The organism is Streptomyces sp. NPDC047061 (genome assembly GCF_040643955.1).
In the GTDB taxonomy this organism is placed as follows: domain Bacteria; phylum Actinomycetota; class Actinomycetes; order Streptomycetales; family Streptomycetaceae; genus Streptomyces.
Map to the genome: position 1 here is coordinate 40,896 of NZ_JBEYVI010000015.1, position 14,942 is coordinate 55,837.

Genomic DNA, 14,942 nt, shown 5'->3' on the forward strand with positions numbered 1-14,942 from the left:
GCATCAAGGGTCTCATGAGGACACGTGCGCGGGCGTACGGTCCCAGTCCTTGGGCAGTGACGGTACCGCCCAGGACGGGTCCGGGCGCCAGTGCTGCCAGCCGGCCGAGAAAGGCGCCTCCCAGGCCTCGACGGCGGCCACCGCGGCCAGACCCGCCGTCCGCACCGCCGCGGCCGTCTCCGAGTCCATCAGCCCGTCCCGCTGGGCCTGCGCGAACTCGTCCTCGTCGAGCCAGCGCCAACTGCGGTCCGGGTGCACGGAGATGTCCAGAAAGTAGTCCTCCGAGTCCACTCCGCCGCCCCAACGGACCAGCGGCTGCTCAAGGTTGACGTACCAGTTCTTGAACTGCCAGCCCGGCTCCCAGAACAGCCACACCGACCAGGGCTCACCCGGCCGGGCCAGCTTCAGGACGCCGGTGCCGCGCCAGTGGCCGTGCGTGACGGACCGGGGTTTGGTGTAGCGGGACTCCAGCGGTTCCTCGCCCACCGACGAGCCGTCGGCGAGCACCGGCCTGACGCACTCGGTGCCGGGTGCCAGCCAGACGACGAGCAGCTCCTCGTCGTCCCGGACGACGGTGACGGGGCGCGCGATGTGGAAGCCGTGCCCGGCGTTCTCCCGGTACCGCCACAGGATCTGGCTCCCGGGAGCCCAGAAGCCGGACCCGGCGCCGTTCCCGGTCGCACCGCCCGTTTCCCCGCGCATCACGCGTCTCACCGCTCCACCGTCTGCCATGCACAGATATTAGGTGCCACAGGCATACGACGCTGCGGCGGACGTCACGGTTCTGGCCGGGCGGCGCGAAACGTTCGCACCCGGTTACGGCCGTGTCATCCGCAGGACATCAAGCGCCTCGTCCAGCTGCTCGACGGTCAGGTCGCCCCGCTCGACGTACCCGCCCTCGAGGACGACCTGGCGGATCGTCTTCCGCTCGGCCAGCGACTTCTTGGCCACCTTGGCGGCCTCCTCGTACCCGATGTACTTGTTGAGCGGGGTGACCACGGACGGCGACGACTCGGCGTACTCCCGCGCCCGCTCCCGGTGCGCGGTGATCCCGTCCACGGTCCGGTCGGCGAGCAGCCGCGACACGTTGGCCAGCAGCCGCACGGACTCCAGCACGTTCTTCCCGATGACCGGGAGCATCACGTTGAGCTCGAAGTTCCCGGCCGCGCCGGCCACGGCGATCGTCTGGTCGTTCCCGACAACCTGCGCGGCGACCATCAACACGGCCTCCGGAACGACCGGGTTGACCTTCCCCGGCATGATCGAGGACCCCGGCTGCAGATCCGGCAGCGCGATCTCGGCGAGCCCGGTCCGCGGCCCCGAGGACATCCACCGCAGATCGTTGGCGATCTTCGTCAGCCCGACCGCGATCGTCCGCAGCTGCCCGCTCGTCTCCACGATCCCGTCCCGGGCGCCCTGCGCCTCGAAGTGGTTCCGCGCCTCCGTGAACGGCAGCCCGGTGACCCGGGCGACCTCCTCGATCACGGCGGCGGAGAACCCGGGCGGGGTGTTGATCCCGGTCCCGACCGCCGTCCCGCCGAGCGGCAGCTCCGCGAGCCGGGGCAGCGAGGCCCGCAGCCGCTCGACGCCGTACCGCACCTGCGCCGCGTACCCCCCGAACTCCTGCCCCAGGGTCACCGGCGTCGCATCCATCAGATGCGTCCGCCCGGACTTCACGACATCGGCGAACTCCTCGGACTTCCTGGTCAGCGAGTCGGCGAGGTGCTCCAGCGCCGGAATCAGGTCCCGGGTGACGGCGGCCGTGGCGGCGATGTGGATGGACGACGGGAACACGTCGTTGGAGGACTGCGAGGCGTTCACATGGTCGTTGGGGTGGACGTCCCGCCCCAGCCGCTCGGTCGCCAGCGTCGCGATGACCTCGTTGGCGTTCATGTTCGACGACGTCCCCGACCCGGTCTGGAACACGTCCACCGGGAAGTGCTCGTCCCACTTCCCCTCGGCGACCTCCCCGGCCGCCTCCTGGATCGCCCCGGCGATGTCCTTGTCGACCACCCCCAGCTCGGCGTTCACCCTGGCCGCCGCGCCCTTGATCCGGGCCAGCGCCTCGATGTGCGCGCGTTCGATCCGCTGCCCGGAGACGGGGAAGTTCTCTACGGCCCGCTGGGTCTGGGCCCGCCACTTGGCGTGCGCGGGCACCCGGACCTCGCCCATGGAGTCGTGTTCGATGCGGTAGTCGCTCATGTTCTTGTCAGCGATCGGGGCACGGCGGTTGTTCCGGACGCGGCCGGCGCCTGCTGCATTGGCACCACCGACGTCACCGGGTCGGGGGACGGCCTCCCCGCCCGCCAGGCCGAACATCACGGACAAGTGTGACTATCGGCCCAAGGTGACAGGGCGACTCCCCGCCGTCACCACGGCTGGCAGGAGGACCACTCGATGAACTTCACTCCCAAGGGTCTGCTCGGCACCCTCGCAGCGGTGTCCATAGGCGCGGCGACCCTGCTGGGCGCGGCGGCTGGCACGGCGGGCGCCGCAGGCTCCCGAGCCCACTGCGACCGCGCCGAACGCCCCGTCTGGAGCGGCGACCCCAGCCGCAACGTGACCGCCCACGGCTGCACCCTGCCGTCCCGCGACCGCCGCTGGTACCGCATCGAGGTCGACACCCTCGTGGAGCCCCACCACAAGACGGAGTACCTGAACGGCCCGGTCGACCGCACCGTGAAGCGCCAGGACAGAACCCTCAGATGCATGGGCTACACCACGGACGGCGACACGGTGAACTGGTTCGGCTGCATGCCTCGCTGACCTGTGCTTTTGAGCTTGCTTTTCAGCCCGTCCGGCGTTTGAGGACGAGGCCGTCCAGGCCGAAGCGGGGGTCCGGGGGCGGCAGCCCCCGAACCGGGCGGTAGAAGGGGGCCCACCCCCTTCAAGGACGGGACGGGTAGGGGCGGCGGGGGCGCCATCCGTCCCCCGCCGCACCGGACAGGCCCTAGGCCAGCCCCGGCCCCCGCACCGGAATCGTCGTGAACGTCGGAGCCGGAGCCGGGTCCTGGAAGAAGTCGTTGCCCTTGTCGTCGACGACGACGAACGCCGGGAAGTCCTCGACCTCGATCTTCCAGACCGCCTCCATGCCGAGCTCCTCGTACTCGACGACCTCGACCTTCTTGATGCAGTCCTGGGCGAGCCGCGCGGCCGGTCCGCCGATCGAGCCGAGGTAGAAGCCGCCGTGCGCCTCGCATGCGTCGGTGACCTGCTTGCTCCGGTTGCCCTTGGCCAGCATCACCTTCGACCCGCCGGCCGCCTGGAACTGCTCGACGTAGGAGTCCATCCGCCCGGCCGTCGTCGGCCCGAAGGAACCGGAGGCGTACCCCTCGGGGGTCTTCGCCGGACCGGCGTAGTACACCGGGTGGTCCTTCAGGTACTGCGGCATCTCCTCGCCCGCGTCCAGCCGCTCCTTGATCTTGGCGTGCGCGATGTCCCGGGCCACCACCAGCGGACCGCTGAGGGAGAGCCGCGTCTTGACCGGGTACTTGGTCAGCTCCGCGAGGATCGTGTCCATCGGCTGGTTCAGGTCGATCCTCACCACGTCCGAGGACCCCGCGGCGGAGCCGCTGTCGGATTCAGTGAGGTGCTCGTCCGTCGTCTCCGGCAGGAACCGCGCCGGGTCCGTCTCCAGCTGCTCCAGGAAGACACCCTCGGCGGTGATCTTCGCGACGGCCTGGCGGTCCGCGGAGCAGGACACCGCGATGGCGACCGGGCAGGACGCGCCGTGCCGCGGCAGCCGCACCACGCGCACGTCGTGGCAGAAGTACTTGCCGCCGAACTGCGCGCCGATCCCGATCTTCTGCGTCAGCTCGAAGACCTTCTGCTCCAGGTCCTTGTCCCGGAAGCCGTGCCCGAGCTCCGAGCCCTCGGCCGGGATCTCGTCCAGGTAGTGCGCGGAGGCGTACTTGGCGGTCTTCAGCGCGTACTCGGCGCTCGTACCGCCCACCACGATCGCGAGGTGGTACGGCGGGCACGCGGCCGTGCCGAGCGAACGGATCTTCGCCTCCAGGAACTTCATCATGGAGGCCTCGTTCAGGACGGCCTTCGTCTCCTGGTAGAGGAACGACTTGTTGGCGGAGCCGCCGCCCTTCGCCATGAAGAGGAACTTGTAGGCGCCGCCGTCGGTGGCGTACAGCTCGACCTGGGCCGGCAGGTTCGACCCGGTGTTCTTCTCCTCCCACATGGTGAGCGGAGCCATCTGCGAGTAGCGCAGGTTGAGGTTCAGGTACGCGTCGTAGATGCCGCGGCTCAGCGCCGCCTCGTCGCCGCCCTCGGTCAGCACGTTCTGTCCGCGCTTGCCCATGACGATGGCCGTGCCGGTGTCCTGGCACATCGGCAGCACGCCGGCCGCCGCGATGTTCGCGTTCTTCAGCAGGTCGAGCGCGACGAACTTGTCGTTGTTCGACGCCTCGGGGTCGTCGATGATCCGGCGGAGCTGGGCGAGGTGCGCGGGGCGCAGGTAGTGCTGGATGTCGTGGATGGCCTCTTCGGCCAGCTTGCGCAGCGCCTCGGGCTCCACCTTGAGGAACGTCCGCCCGTCCGGTCCCTCGACGGTGGACACACCCTCCGAGGTCACCAGCCGGTACGGGGTGGTGTCCTCGCCCTGGGGGAGCAGATCGGTATACGCGAACTCAGGCATCTCAGCCCATTCCTCACTCTGACGGACGGCCGCCCGCCGATGCTGGCGGGCGCGTCCAGCCTAGAACCTGCCGCTGACGGGGAGCCTGTGAGGTAAGGCTCAGTTCGCGGACCGTACGGGTTTTCCACAGGTCGCGACGAGGGGTAGTCGCGATCTATCGCGTTTCGGTACGCTGCTGCCGTGGACCTTCAGAAGCAGCCCCCTCGTGAGTACGCCGGAGCGCCGGTCGCCGAGCTGCGCGCCTCGGACGCCGACCGCGACCGCGTCGCCGACATCCTGCGGGAGGCCCTCGCCGAGGGGCGCCTGACCGCCGACGAGCACGCCGAGCGCGTGGAGGGGGTGCTGAACGCCAAGACGGTGGGTGAGCTGGAGGTCTTCATACGGGACCTGCCCGCGGCCCACGCCGGCCCGGCCGCCCTGGCCTACACGCCGGTGCCGCCCCGGCCGACGCCCGGCGCGATCCCCGTCGAGGCGGACGGCAACGTGGTGGCGGTCTTCAGCAGCGCCCGCCGCCGGGGCCGCTGGCGGGCCGGCCGCCGGCTGCACGCCTACGCGGTCTTCGGCTCGATCGAGCTCGACCTCACCGAGGCGATCTTCGAGTACCAGCAGGTCGTCATCAAGGCGGTCTCGGTCTTCGGCGACGTCCAGATCCGCGTCCCGGAGAACGTGTCGCTGCGCGGCACCGGCGGTGGCGTGCTGGGCAACTTCGAGGCGGACACGCTGGATTCGGTCGATCCCGACGCGCCGGTCGTCTACGTCGACGGGTGGGCCGTCCTCGGCAATGTGGAGGCGCGGCCGAAGCGCGGAAAGCTCATCGAGGACATCCTGGACCGGGTTCAGGACAAGGTCGACAGAAAGCTGCGCAAACACCTGGACCGTTGACGGTCGCGAATCACTCCCGGCCCGGCGGCCCCAGGGGTCGTGAACAAGCCGCCGTCCTACGGCTGTTGAGGACGCTGTGCATAGGCCCGCGCACAGCGGGTAGGCCTTGCTGCATCGTCTCTCGCTCGCGAAGCCGTCGTCAGGAGTAGACCCGTGCTGCAACCGCCGCATTCGTCCCTGCAGGTAGCTGCCGTACCGGCCCAGCGGGTGCCAGTGCGGGACAGGGACCAAGACGCCCCCTGGCACACCGAGGCGGTGTGCCGGCGCGACGAGGCAGGCCTGTTCTTCGCACCCTCCAAGGAACCCACCGCCGCCCGGCTGTCCCGGGAGGAGGCGGCCAAGCGGGTCTGCGCCCGCTGTCCGGTGATGGTCGAGTGCCGCGAACACGCGCTGCTCCAGCCCGAGCCCTACGGGGTCTGGGGCGGCCTCACCGCCGCCGAACGCCGCGTGGTCCTGGCCCGCCGCAGGCGCCGCGACATGGAACTGAAGAAGGCGGCGAGGGCGGCGGCGGCCAACCGCATAGCACAGGCAGGCTGACGAAAAGGCGCCCTCACCGCACCGAGGGCGCCTTTCGCACTGCCTGGGGACACTTTTCAGCGCCCCGCGGGTCAGCGCCCCAAAGGGGCGCGGGGAACTGCGCGACCAGCCACAGTGCACCTGCAGCCGCGTACGGCCGGCAGCCCCCTCCCCCTGGGCGCTACTTCGCCTTGTCGAAATCGACCGTGCTGTAGGCGCGCAGCTTCCGCAGCCGATGCTCGGAGTCGATCCGCCGCACCGTCCCCGACTTCGACCGCATCACGATCGACTCGGTCAGCGCGGTCTCCGACCGGTACCGCACGCCCCGCAGCAGCTCCCCGTCGGTGATGCCGGTGGCGACGAAGAACACGTTCTCGCCGGTCACCAGGTCCTCCGTCGTCAGGACCCGGTCCAGATCGTGCCCGGCGTCGATGGCCCGCTGCCGCTCCTCGTCGTCCTTGGGCCACAGCTTGCCCTGGATGGTGCCGCCCAGGCACTTCACCGCACACGCCGAGATGATGCCCTCGGGCGTGCCGCCGATCCCGAGCAGCATGTCGACGCCCGTGCCCTCGCGCAGCGCGTAGATCGACCCCGCGACGTCACCGTCGGAGATCAGCTTGATGCGCGCGCCGGCCTCCCGGATCTCCTTGATGATCCCTTCGTGCCGCGGCCGGTCGAGGATGACGACGGTCACGTCCTCCGGGGTGGCCCGCTTCGCCTTGGCGACCCGCCGGATGTTGACGGAGACGGGCGCGTTGATGTCGACGAAGTCCGCCGCCTCCGGGCCCGTGACCAGCTTGTCCATGTAGAAGACGGCGGACGGGTCGAACATGGCCCCGCGCTCGGCCGCGGCCAGCACGGCGATCGCGTTGGGCATGCCCTTCGCGGTCAGCGTCGTCCCGTCGATGGGGTCGACGGCGATGTCGACCTCGGGACCGGTGCCGTCACCGATGCGCTCTCCGTTGAAGAGCATCGGGGCCTCGTCCTTCTCGCCCTCGCCGATGACGACCACGCCGTTCATCGACACGGTGGAGACGAGGGTCCGCATGGCGCGCACCGCGGCGCCGTCGGCGCCGTTCTTGTCGCCGCGGCCCACCCAGCGCCCCGCGGCCATCGCCGCGGCTTCGGTCACCCGGACGAGCTCCAGGGCGAGGTTGCGGTCGGGGGCCTCGGAGGGGACATCGAGTTCGGACGGCAGGTGATGATGATTCTCGGTCATCGGAGCGCACCTTTCTGATACGACGACGGCCGGATGAGGGTTTTCCCGTCGACTCTATCGCCAGGCTGACAAAATGAGCAGGGGACCCCACGGATGAGCGCCGCGGGCACCTGCGACGATAGGGGGCGTGGCAGGCACGAACGGCAAGCAGAAGACGGTCCGGGACATGATTCTCTCCCTGGCCCTGATCGGCCTCGCGGCGGGTTTCATCTACCTGCTCGTCCCGCACGACGATCACGCTCCCGACATCCAGCGGGTCGACTACCGGGTCGAGCTGCTGACGGCACGGCGCGCGGCGAGCTACCCGGTGGCCGCGCCGGAGGGTCTGCCCAGCACCTGGAAGGCCACCTCGGTCCGCTTCCAGGGCGAGGACGGGGACCGCTGGCACCTCGGCTACCAGACCCCCGACGGTCAGTACGTCCAGGTCGAGCAGTCGACTCAGAAGCGCGCGGACTTCATCGACGACGCCAGCCAGGGCGCGTCGGCCACGAAGACGACCGAGAAGATCGGCGACCGCACCTGGACGCACTACACCGGCGGCCGCTACGACGCGCTGGTGCTGGCCGGTACCTCCGGCTCGACCACGGTGGTGGCCGGCACGGCCTCCTTCACCCAGCTGACGAAGATGGCCGCGGCGCTGAAGACGTCCTGACGCGGGCGACGCGCCCCGCAGGCGACCCGCCCCGCGGGTGCGCCCCGACCGGCGAACGCGAGAGGCCCCCGGCGCCGTTGCCGGGGGCCTCTTCCGCATCCGCGCCGGTGCTGCGACTCAGACGGTCGTGACGACGTCGTCGTAGGCCAGGCGCGGGGAGCGCGGGAACCAGGCGTCCGGACCCGGCTTGCCGATGTTGACGACCACGAACGGGGTGTGGTCGTCGTCCAGGAACTCCTTCTGGATGCCCGCGAAGTCGACGCCGGTCATCGGGCCGGCGGCGAGGCCGGCGGCACGGATGCCGATGATGAAGTAGGCGGCCTGGAGGGCGGCGTTCAGGGCCGCGCTGCCCTCACGCACCGCGCGGTCGCCGAAGACGGCGTCCTTGGCCTGCGGGAAGTGCGGGAAGAGCTCCGGCAGCTCCTCGTGGAACTCGTTGTCCGCGGCGAGGATCGCGACCAGCGGGGCGGTGGCGGTCTTCTTCTGGTTGCCCTCGGCCATGTACGGCACGAGGCGCTCACGGGCCTCGGGGGAGCGGACCAGGACCACGCGCAGCGGCGACTGGTTCATGGAGGTCGGGCCGAACTTGACCAGGTCGTAGATCGCCTGGACCTGCTCGTCGGTCACCGGCTCGTCGGTGAAGGTGTTGGCGGTGCGGGCCTCGCGGAACAGCAGGTCCTGAGCGGTGGGGTCGAGAACGAGAGACATGGTTGAACTTCCTAGAGGTCGCGTCGCGATTCACATCCGGACCGTGGTCCGGATAAGCTGACGGCACGACGATAAGCGAGGGAAGATTCAAGGTTCAACAAAAACCGGACCGTAGTGATCCGCCTCACAACGACCGCAGGCGGACCGCCCCGCTCAGCCCTCCTCCGCGGCCCCTTCCCCCTCGGCCCCCTCGTCCTCCTCCTCGGCCAGCGCCGCGTCCAGCCGGGCCCGCGCCCCCTCCAGCCACCGCCGGCACACCTTGGCCAGCTCCTCGCCCCGCTCCCAGAGCGCGAGGGACTCCTCGAGGCTCGTCCCGCCGGCCTCCAGCCGCCGCACGGTCTCGATCAGCTCGTCCCGCGCCTGCTCGTACGAGAGGGCGGCCTCTTCCGTCCTGCTGCTCATGCACTGACCTTTCTCATCGACTCGTCCGACCCGGCGTCAACCGTCGGCCCGCACCGTGAACTCGCCCTCCGCGACCCGCGCCCGCAACGCCTCACCCGGCTCGACGTCCCCGGGGTCCCGCACCACATGACCGTCGCCCTTCTGCAGCACGGCGTAACCGCGCTTCAGCGTGGCGGCGGGGGAGAGGGCCACCACGCGCGCGTGCGTGTGCGTCAGCTCGGAGTCGGCGCGGTCGAGCAGATGCCCGAGGGTGCGCCGCGAACGGTCGACCAGCGAGGAGACGTGATCGGCGCGTTCGTCGACCATCCGGTGCGGATCCTCCATGGCCGGCCGCGCGAGCGCATGCGCCAGCCCCCGCTCCTCCCGCGCCACCAGCGCGTCGACACTCCGCCGCCCCCGGTCCCGCAGCATCCGCACCCGCTCCAGCTCCTCCCCGACGTCCGGGACGACCTTCTTGGCGGCGTCGGTGGGGGTGGAGGCACGCAGGTCGGCGACGTAGTCGAGCAGCGGGGTGTCCGGCTCGTGCCCGATGGCGGACACCACGGGCGTACGGCACCCGGCGACCGTGCGCACCAACTGCTCGTCGGAGAACGGCAGCAGATCCTCCACGCTGCCGCCCCCGCGCGCGACGATGATCACATCCACCTCCTCCATCGCGTCGAGCTCCTTCACGGCCTGCACGACCTGCGGCACCGCGTGCACGCCCTGCACCGGCACGTTCCGCACCTCGAAGCGCACCGCCGGCCACCGGTGCCGGGCGTTCTCCAGCACGTCCCGCTCGGCGGCCGAGGCCCGCCCGCACACCAGCCCGATCAACTGCGGCAGGAACGGCAGCCGCTTCTTCCGCTCCGCGGCGAACAGCCCCTCCGCGGCCAGCGTCTTCTTGAGCATCTCCAGCCGCGCCAGCAGCTCCCCGACCCCGACCGGCCTTATCTCGGCGGCCCGCAGGGACAGCTGCCCACGCGGCGCGTACCACTCCGGCTTCGCGAGGACGACGACCCGGGCCCCCTCACCGACCACGTCGGCCACCGCGTCGAACACCTGCCGGTAGCAGGTGACGCCGATCGAGATGTCGTGCGACGGATCCCGCAACGTCAGAAACACGACGCCTGCCCCCGGCCGCCGCGAGAGCTGGGTGATCTGCCCCTCGACCCAGACGGCCCCGAGCCGGTCGATCCACCCCCCGATGAGCCGGGAGATCTCCCCGACGGGAACGGGAGCTTCGGCGGACGTGTTCAAAGCCATGCGCCGAGAGTAACGGCGCACACTGACAGGCAGACCGGCACCACAACCCGGCCGGCCCGCCGGTCTCCCCGGGATCGTCACCCGGACGCGATCTTCGACCCCCCGAACGCGGCCTTACGATGGGTGCCATGACTGCTTCGCCTGGCCGCCGTGTCCTGCTCGCCGCCCCCCGTGGCTACTGCGCGGGTGTGGACCGCGCCGTGATCGCCGTCGAGAAGGCCCTGGAACAGTACGGGGCCCCGATCTATGTCCGGCACGAGATCGTCCACAACAAGTACGTCGTGCAGACCCTGGAGAAGAAGGGCGCGATCTTCGTCGAGCGGACCGAGGAGGTCCCGCCGGGGAACATCGTGATGTTCTCCGCGCACGGCGTCGCCCCCGTCGTCCACGAGGAGGCCGAGCGCGGCCGCCTCGCCACCATCGACGCGACCTGCCCGCTGGTCACCAAGGTCCACAAGGAAGCAGTCCGCTTCGCGAACGAGGACTACGACATCCTCCTGATCGGCCACGAGGGCCACGAGGAGGTCATCGGCACCTCCGGCGAGGCCCCCGACCACATCCAGCTGGTGGACGGCCCGGCCGACGTCGCCAAGGTCGAGGTCCGCGACGAGTCCAAGGTTGTCTGGCTCTCCCAGACCACCCTCTCCGTCGACGAGACCATGGAGACCGTCGACGCGCTGAAGGAGAAGTTCCCGCAGCTGATCTCGCCGCCCAGCGACGACATCTGCTACGCCACGCAGAACCGCCAGCTCGCCGTGAAGCAGATGGGCGCCGAGGCCGAACTGGTCATCGTGGTCGGCTCCCGCAACTCCTCCAACTCCAAGCGGCTCGTCGAGGTCGCCAAGCTGGCCGGCTCCCGCGAGGCCTACCTGGTCGACTTCGCCGACGAGATCGACGAGGCCTGGCTGGAGGGCGTGACGACCGTCGGCGTCACCTCCGGTGCCTCCGTGCCCGAGGTGCTCGTCGAGCAGGTCCTGGAGTGGCTCGCCGAGCGCGGCTACGGAGACGTCGAGATCGTCAAGGCGGCCGAGGAGTCCATCACCTTCTCCCTTCCCAAGGAACTCCGCCGTGACCTGCGCGAAGAGGCGGCCACCCTGGTCGCCGAGCGCGGCGGCACCGGCGCCGGGGCGTAAGGACCGTCCGTACAGTCCTCCGGCGTCGTGACTGTCAGTCGTACGACGTAACGTGTAGCCATGCAGATCTTCGGCGTGGACATCGGTGGTTCCGGGATCAAGGGCGCTCCCGTGGACCTGGACAAGGGCGACCTGGCCCAGGAGCGGTGCAAGGTGCTGACCCCGCACCCGGCGACGCCCGACAGCGTCGCCGACGGGGTCAAGCAGGTGGTCGACCACTTCGGCTGGAGCGGCCCGGTCGGGCTCACCTTCCCCGGCGTGATCACCGACGGCACTCACATCCGCACGGCGGCGAACGTCGACAAGAGCTGGATCGACACCGACGCGCGCACGCTGTTCAGCGAGCGGCTCGGCGGTCTCCCGGTGACCGTGGTGAACGACGCGGACGCGGCCGGCGTGGCCGAGATGGAGTTCGGCGCCGGCCGGGACCGTAAGGGCGTGGTCATCCTGCTCACCTTCGGCACCGGCATCGGCAGCGCCCTGTTCGTCGACGGCGAGCTGGTCCCCAACACCGAGCTGGGACACCTGGAGCTGGACGGCCACGACGCGGAGAAGAAGGCGTCCAGCAAGGTCAAGGAGGACCATGACCTCAGCTGGGAGCAGTGGGCGGGCCGGGTCGAGAAGTACCTGGCGCATGTCGAGATGCTCTTCACCCCGGACCTGTTCATCATCGGCGGCGGGGTGAGCCGCAAGGCCGACAAGTTCCTGCCGTTCATCCAGGGCGTCAAGGCCGAGATCGTCCCGGCCCAGCTGCAGAACAACGCGGGGATCGTGGGCGCGGCGATGCGCGCGGCCCACCACGCCAAGTAGCCGCCTGGCCAGGTAGCGGCCACCACGGCCCGCGGCCCGTGGTCAGGCTCTGCGGCGGCGCCGGACCATCCGGATCCGGCGGACGATGACGATCACCCCGGCGATCAGCGTTCCGCCGTAGAGCCAGCCGGCCTGCGTGGACAGGGCCGTCACCAGGCCCATCACCCCGCCCAGGAAACCGCCGCCGCCGTCGGCGACGGCCAGCAGACCCACGGCGAAGGCGATCGGGACGACGACGGGGGCGGTCAGCAGATCGCCCCCGCGCACCCACAGCGCGCTCAGCGCGGACACCGGCAGGAACAGCACGCCGTACACGGTCAGGGACGCCCCGAACAGCAGGTCGTCGAGGAAGCCGAGCAGGAACATCGCGGCCATGCAGAAGAGGCCGCAGCCGAGCCCCGTGAGCCGTGGACCCGGCAGCCGCGCGGGTCCCGCCACCGGCGCCGGACGCGACCTTCCCGGAGCGGGCCGGCGCTCGGGCGTCCCCGGCCGCCGTCTCGCCTGCGGCGGCAGCGGCGCACGGGGGGCGCCCCGGCGCGGTCCGGGCTGGCGGGGGCGGGTCCTGCGTTGCTCCATCGGACCAACTTAGGTCGGTTAATGTGCCCAGTCGGGGCCCAGACACGCCGAAACCAAGCCGAAGAGGAGAGCTTGGCCAGGTGTTCGACGCGGCCGCCGGCCGGGGGCACCGAACCCCGTAAACTGGTGGATCGGCCGGCCCGCCGGCACGGGCAGCAGCCCCTGGCCCGCTCACCCTCTCACTACGGGAAGTCGCAACGTGTCGCTCACGATCGGAATCGTCGGCCTGCCCAATGTCGGCAAGTCGACCCTGTTCAACGCCCTGACCAAGAACGACGTGCTGGCGGCCAACTACCCGTTCGCCACGATCGAGCCCAACGTGGGTGTCGTCGGCGTCCCCGACGCCCGCCTGGCCCAGCTGGCCTCGATCTTCTCCTCCGACCGCATCCTCCCCGCGACGGTCGACTTCGTCGACATCGCGGGCATCGTGCGCGGCGCCTCGGAGGGTGAGGGCCTGGGCAACAAGTTCCTCGCGAACATCCGTGAGTCCGACGCGATCTGCCAGGTCATCCGCGCCTTCAAGGACGAGAACGTCGTACACGTCGACGGCAAGGTCTCGCCGAAGGACGACATCGAGACGATCAACACCGAGCTGATCCTCGCCGACCTCCAGACGATCGAGAAGGTCCTCCCGCGCCTCCAGAAGGAGTCGCGCATCAAGAAGGACGTGGCCCCGAAGGTCAAGGCCGTCGAGGAGGCCAAGGAGATCCTGGAGAAGGGCGACACGCTCTTCTCCCACGGCATCGTCCAGGGCTCGGACCGCGCCGAACTCCTGCACGACCTCCACCTCCTCACCACCAAGCCGTTCCTCTACGTCTTCAACGTCGACGAGGACGAGCTGGTCGACGAGGACTTCAAGACCGAGCAGCGCGCCCTGGTCGCCCCCGCCGAGGCGATCTTCCTCAACGCCAAGCTGGAGCAGGACCTCGCCGAGCTCGACGAGGAGGACGCCCTGGAGCTCCTGGAGTCGGTCGGCGCCGAGGAGCCCGGCCTCGCCACCCTCGCCCGCGTCGGCTTCGACACCCTCGGCCTGCAGACCTACCTCACGGCCGGCCCCAAGGAATCCCGCGCCTGGACCATCAAGAAGGGCGCCACGGCCCCCGAGGCGGCCGGTGTCATCCACACCGACTTCCAGAAGGGCTTCATCAAGGCCGAGGTCATCTCCTTCGCCGACCTGGTCGAAACCGGCTCGGTCCCCGAGGCCCGCGCCAAGGGCAAGGCCCGCATGGAGGGCAAGGACTACGTGATGCAGGACGGGGACGTGGTGGAGTTCCGGTTCAACGTGTGATCGGTGCATTACAGCACGTCAGGAGCCTCGCCAAGTGCGCAGGTCGGAAGGGGCCGGGCTCTGGTGAGCCCGGCCCCTTCGGTGTTCCCGTGCTGATGTGGTGCCGATTCCTAATTGCCCCGAGGCGGGGTGAGTTTGTCGAGATCCAGGCTGATCTCGAAAGGCACCGGGCGCTTCAGCGTGCCGCGGAAGATGCCTGCGGGTGCGTAGGCTCCGGTCGGTTCGTCGAGTTCGTAGGCGTGCACGACGGGGGCGCCGTCCTCTTCCTCGATGCACCAGTAGTGCGGGATGCCCGCCTCGGCGTACTTGCGGAGCTTGACCGTGCGGTCCCGGTGTGCGGACTCGGGTGAGACGACTTCGATGACGAGTCGTACCTCGTCCGGCGCGAACCAGGTACGGTCGCCGTCGTAATGGGCGGTCGTCAACAGCAGATCGGGCTCGGGCCGGTTTCGCTCGTCCAGCTTTATGGTCATCTCGCGGCCGACCCTGACATCGGCGGGAGCCTGCTCCATGAGGGCGACGGTGAGCATGGTGACGAGGTGGCCGTGCCACCACCGCTGAGGCGACAGCATGAAGACGAGGGCTCCGTCGATCAGCTCGGTGTGGCGGGGTGCCTCGGGGAGGCGGTCCAGGTCCTCCGCGAACCAGCCTTCCACGCGCGGTGGGCGCATCCAGTCGGGCAGTGCGGTCATGGCTCAACCGTAGCGATCCCGCACCGCCGGGGCCACGAGATCACATCTGCCTTCACCCGACACCCGGGCATGGGGGACGACCCACGGCACACGGCTCCCCGCCTCGTGGCCCGGCGGTCCGTCCGGGCAGTGACCTGGGGCCGGTGGGCCGGGTGCGCATGCCGGCCGTGGCAG

Annotated in this window: 16 protein-coding genes; 7 read left to right on the plus strand and 9 right to left on the minus strand. The window is 70.2% G+C overall.

Going from position 1 to position 14,942, the window contains the following annotated elements; translation table 11 throughout:
* Nucleotides 1–12: 12 nt before the first annotated feature.
* Together ABZ887_RS22280 and ABZ887_RS22285 are read right to left on the minus strand one after the other, a co-directional pair.
* On the minus strand, nt 13–702 hold the full coding sequence (locus tag ABZ887_RS22280; RefSeq protein WP_361292305.1) for a DUF402 domain-containing protein: 690 nt from the start codon (nt 700–702) through the stop codon (nt 13–15).
* Between the two features lie 114 nt (nt 703–816).
* Entirely contained in the window at nt 817–2,217 is a 1,401-nt protein-coding gene (locus tag ABZ887_RS22285; protein WP_361292307.1) for a class II fumarate hydratase, read from the minus strand.
* 180 nt (nt 2,218–2,397) lie between these two features.
* Here ABZ887_RS22285 and ABZ887_RS22290 point away from each other — a divergent pair, with 180 nt between their 5' ends.
* On the plus strand, nt 2,398–2,766 hold the full coding sequence (locus ABZ887_RS22290) for a hypothetical protein (RefSeq protein ID WP_361292035.1): 369 nt from the start codon (nt 2,398–2,400) through the stop codon (nt 2,764–2,766).
* 184 nt (nt 2,767–2,950) lie between these two features.
* Here ABZ887_RS22290 and ABZ887_RS22295 read toward each other — a convergent pair whose 3' ends face one another.
* Complete coding sequence (locus ABZ887_RS22295) at nt 2,951–4,645, minus strand: fumarate hydratase (protein ID WP_361292037.1); 1,695 nt, start codon at nt 4,643–4,645, stop codon at nt 2,951–2,953.
* Nucleotides 4,646–4,825: 180 nt separating this feature from the next.
* Here ABZ887_RS22295 and ABZ887_RS22300 point away from each other — a divergent pair, with 180 nt between their 5' ends.
* A complete protein-coding gene (locus tag ABZ887_RS22300) occupies nt 4,826–5,527 on the plus strand; it encodes a DUF1707 domain-containing protein (RefSeq protein WP_361292039.1) in 702 nt (233 codons plus the stop codon).
* A 153-nt stretch (nt 5,528–5,680) separates the two neighbouring features.
* Nucleotides 5,681–6,064, plus strand: a complete 384-nt coding sequence (locus ABZ887_RS22305; RefSeq protein ID WP_089099070.1) for a WhiB family transcriptional regulator — start codon at nt 5,681–5,683, stop codon at nt 6,062–6,064.
* A gap of 160 nt (nt 6,065–6,224) precedes the next feature.
* Here the strand turns inward: ABZ887_RS22305 and glpX are convergent, their stop codons facing one another.
* Nucleotides 6,225–7,262, minus strand: a complete 1,038-nt coding sequence (gene glpX / locus ABZ887_RS22310) for a class II fructose-bisphosphatase (protein ID WP_361292041.1) — start codon at nt 7,260–7,262, stop codon at nt 6,225–6,227.
* Between the two features lie 127 nt (nt 7,263–7,389).
* Here glpX and ABZ887_RS22315 point away from each other — a divergent pair, with 127 nt between their 5' ends.
* Nucleotides 7,390–7,914: a DUF4245 domain-containing protein gene (locus ABZ887_RS22315; protein ID WP_361292043.1), complete on the plus strand. Its 525-nt coding sequence runs from the start codon at nt 7,390–7,392 to the stop codon at nt 7,912–7,914.
* Nucleotides 7,915–8,031: 117 nt separating this feature from the next.
* On the opposite strand, the gene ABZ887_RS22320 is transcribed toward ABZ887_RS22315, so the two are convergent.
* The 3 genes from ABZ887_RS22320 to xseA form a co-directional block, all read right to left on the minus strand.
* Nucleotides 8,032–8,622: a malonic semialdehyde reductase gene (locus ABZ887_RS22320; protein WP_361292045.1), complete on the minus strand. Its 591-nt coding sequence runs from the start codon at nt 8,620–8,622 to the stop codon at nt 8,032–8,034.
* A gap of 153 nt (nt 8,623–8,775) precedes the next feature.
* Nucleotides 8,776–9,024, minus strand: coding sequence for an exodeoxyribonuclease VII small subunit (locus ABZ887_RS22325; protein WP_361292047.1), 249 nt, complete (start codon nt 9,022–9,024; stop codon nt 8,776–8,778).
* Nucleotides 9,025–9,060: 36 nt separating this feature from the next.
* Nucleotides 9,061–10,269 carry an exodeoxyribonuclease VII large subunit gene (gene xseA, locus ABZ887_RS22330; RefSeq protein ID WP_361292049.1) on the minus strand — a complete coding sequence of 403 codons (1,209 nt, stop codon included), beginning with the start codon at nt 10,267–10,269 and terminating at the stop codon, nt 9,061–9,063.
* Nucleotides 10,270–10,388: 119 nt separating this feature from the next.
* Here xseA and ABZ887_RS22335 point away from each other — a divergent pair, with 119 nt between their 5' ends.
* Together ABZ887_RS22335 and ppgK are read left to right on the plus strand one after the other, a co-directional pair.
* A complete protein-coding gene (locus ABZ887_RS22335; protein WP_361292051.1) occupies nt 10,389–11,402 on the plus strand; it encodes a 4-hydroxy-3-methylbut-2-enyl diphosphate reductase in 1,014 nt (337 codons plus the stop codon).
* Nucleotides 11,403–11,462: 60 nt separating this feature from the next.
* A complete protein-coding gene (gene ppgK, locus ABZ887_RS22340) occupies nt 11,463–12,212 on the plus strand; it encodes a polyphosphate--glucose phosphotransferase (protein ID WP_361292053.1) in 750 nt (249 codons plus the stop codon).
* Nucleotides 12,213–12,254: 42 nt separating this feature from the next.
* On the opposite strand, the gene ABZ887_RS22345 is transcribed toward ppgK, so the two are convergent.
* Entirely contained in the window at nt 12,255–12,788 is a 534-nt protein-coding gene (locus ABZ887_RS22345; protein WP_361292055.1) for a DUF6542 domain-containing protein, read from the minus strand.
* Nucleotides 12,789–12,987: 199 nt separating this feature from the next.
* On the opposite strand from ABZ887_RS22345, the gene ychF reads away from it, so the two are divergent.
* The gene (ychF, locus tag ABZ887_RS22350) at nt 12,988–14,076 is read left to right on the plus strand and encodes a redox-regulated ATPase YchF (protein WP_361292057.1); all 1,089 of its coding nucleotides are present in this window, start codon (nt 12,988–12,990) and stop codon (nt 14,074–14,076) included.
* A 110-nt stretch (nt 14,077–14,186) separates the two neighbouring features.
* Here the strand turns inward: ychF and ABZ887_RS22355 are convergent, their stop codons facing one another.
* Entirely contained in the window at nt 14,187–14,768 is a 582-nt protein-coding gene (locus ABZ887_RS22355) for a Uma2 family endonuclease (protein WP_361292059.1), read from the minus strand.
* Nucleotides 14,769–14,942: the final 174 nt, after the last annotated feature.

Coding starts and splice junctions, on each gene's coding strand:
- ABZ887_RS22290 (WP_361292035.1), top strand. CDS start 2,398: ATGAACTTCACTCCCAAGGGTCTGCTCGGCACCCTCGCAGCGGTGTCC.
- ABZ887_RS22355 (WP_361292059.1), bottom strand. CDS start 14,768: ATGACCGCACTGCCCGACTGGATGCGCCCACCGCGCGTGGAAGGCTGG.
- ABZ887_RS22320 (WP_361292045.1), bottom strand. CDS start 8,622: ATGTCTCTCGTTCTCGACCCCACCGCTCAGGACCTGCTGTTCCGCGAG.
- ABZ887_RS22295 (WP_361292037.1), bottom strand. CDS start 4,645: ATGCCTGAGTTCGCGTATACCGATCTGCTCCCCCAGGGCGAGGACACC.
- ABZ887_RS22280 (WP_361292305.1), bottom strand. CDS start 702: ATGCGCGGGGAAACGGGCGGTGCGACCGGGAACGGCGCCGGGTCCGGC.
- glpX (WP_361292041.1), bottom strand. CDS start 7,262: ATGACCGAGAATCATCATCACCTGCCGTCCGAACTCGATGTCCCCTCC.
- ABZ887_RS22345 (WP_361292055.1), bottom strand. CDS start 12,788: ATGGAGCAACGCAGGACCCGCCCCCGCCAGCCCGGACCGCGCCGGGGC.
- ABZ887_RS22335 (WP_361292051.1), top strand. CDS start 10,389: ATGGGTGCCATGACTGCTTCGCCTGGCCGCCGTGTCCTGCTCGCCGCC.
- ppgK (WP_361292053.1), top strand. CDS start 11,463: ATGCAGATCTTCGGCGTGGACATCGGTGGTTCCGGGATCAAGGGCGCT.
- ABZ887_RS22325 (WP_361292047.1), bottom strand. CDS start 9,024: ATGAGCAGCAGGACGGAAGAGGCCGCCCTCTCGTACGAGCAGGCGCGG.
- xseA (WP_361292049.1), bottom strand. CDS start 10,269: ATGGCTTTGAACACGTCCGCCGAAGCTCCCGTTCCCGTCGGGGAGATC.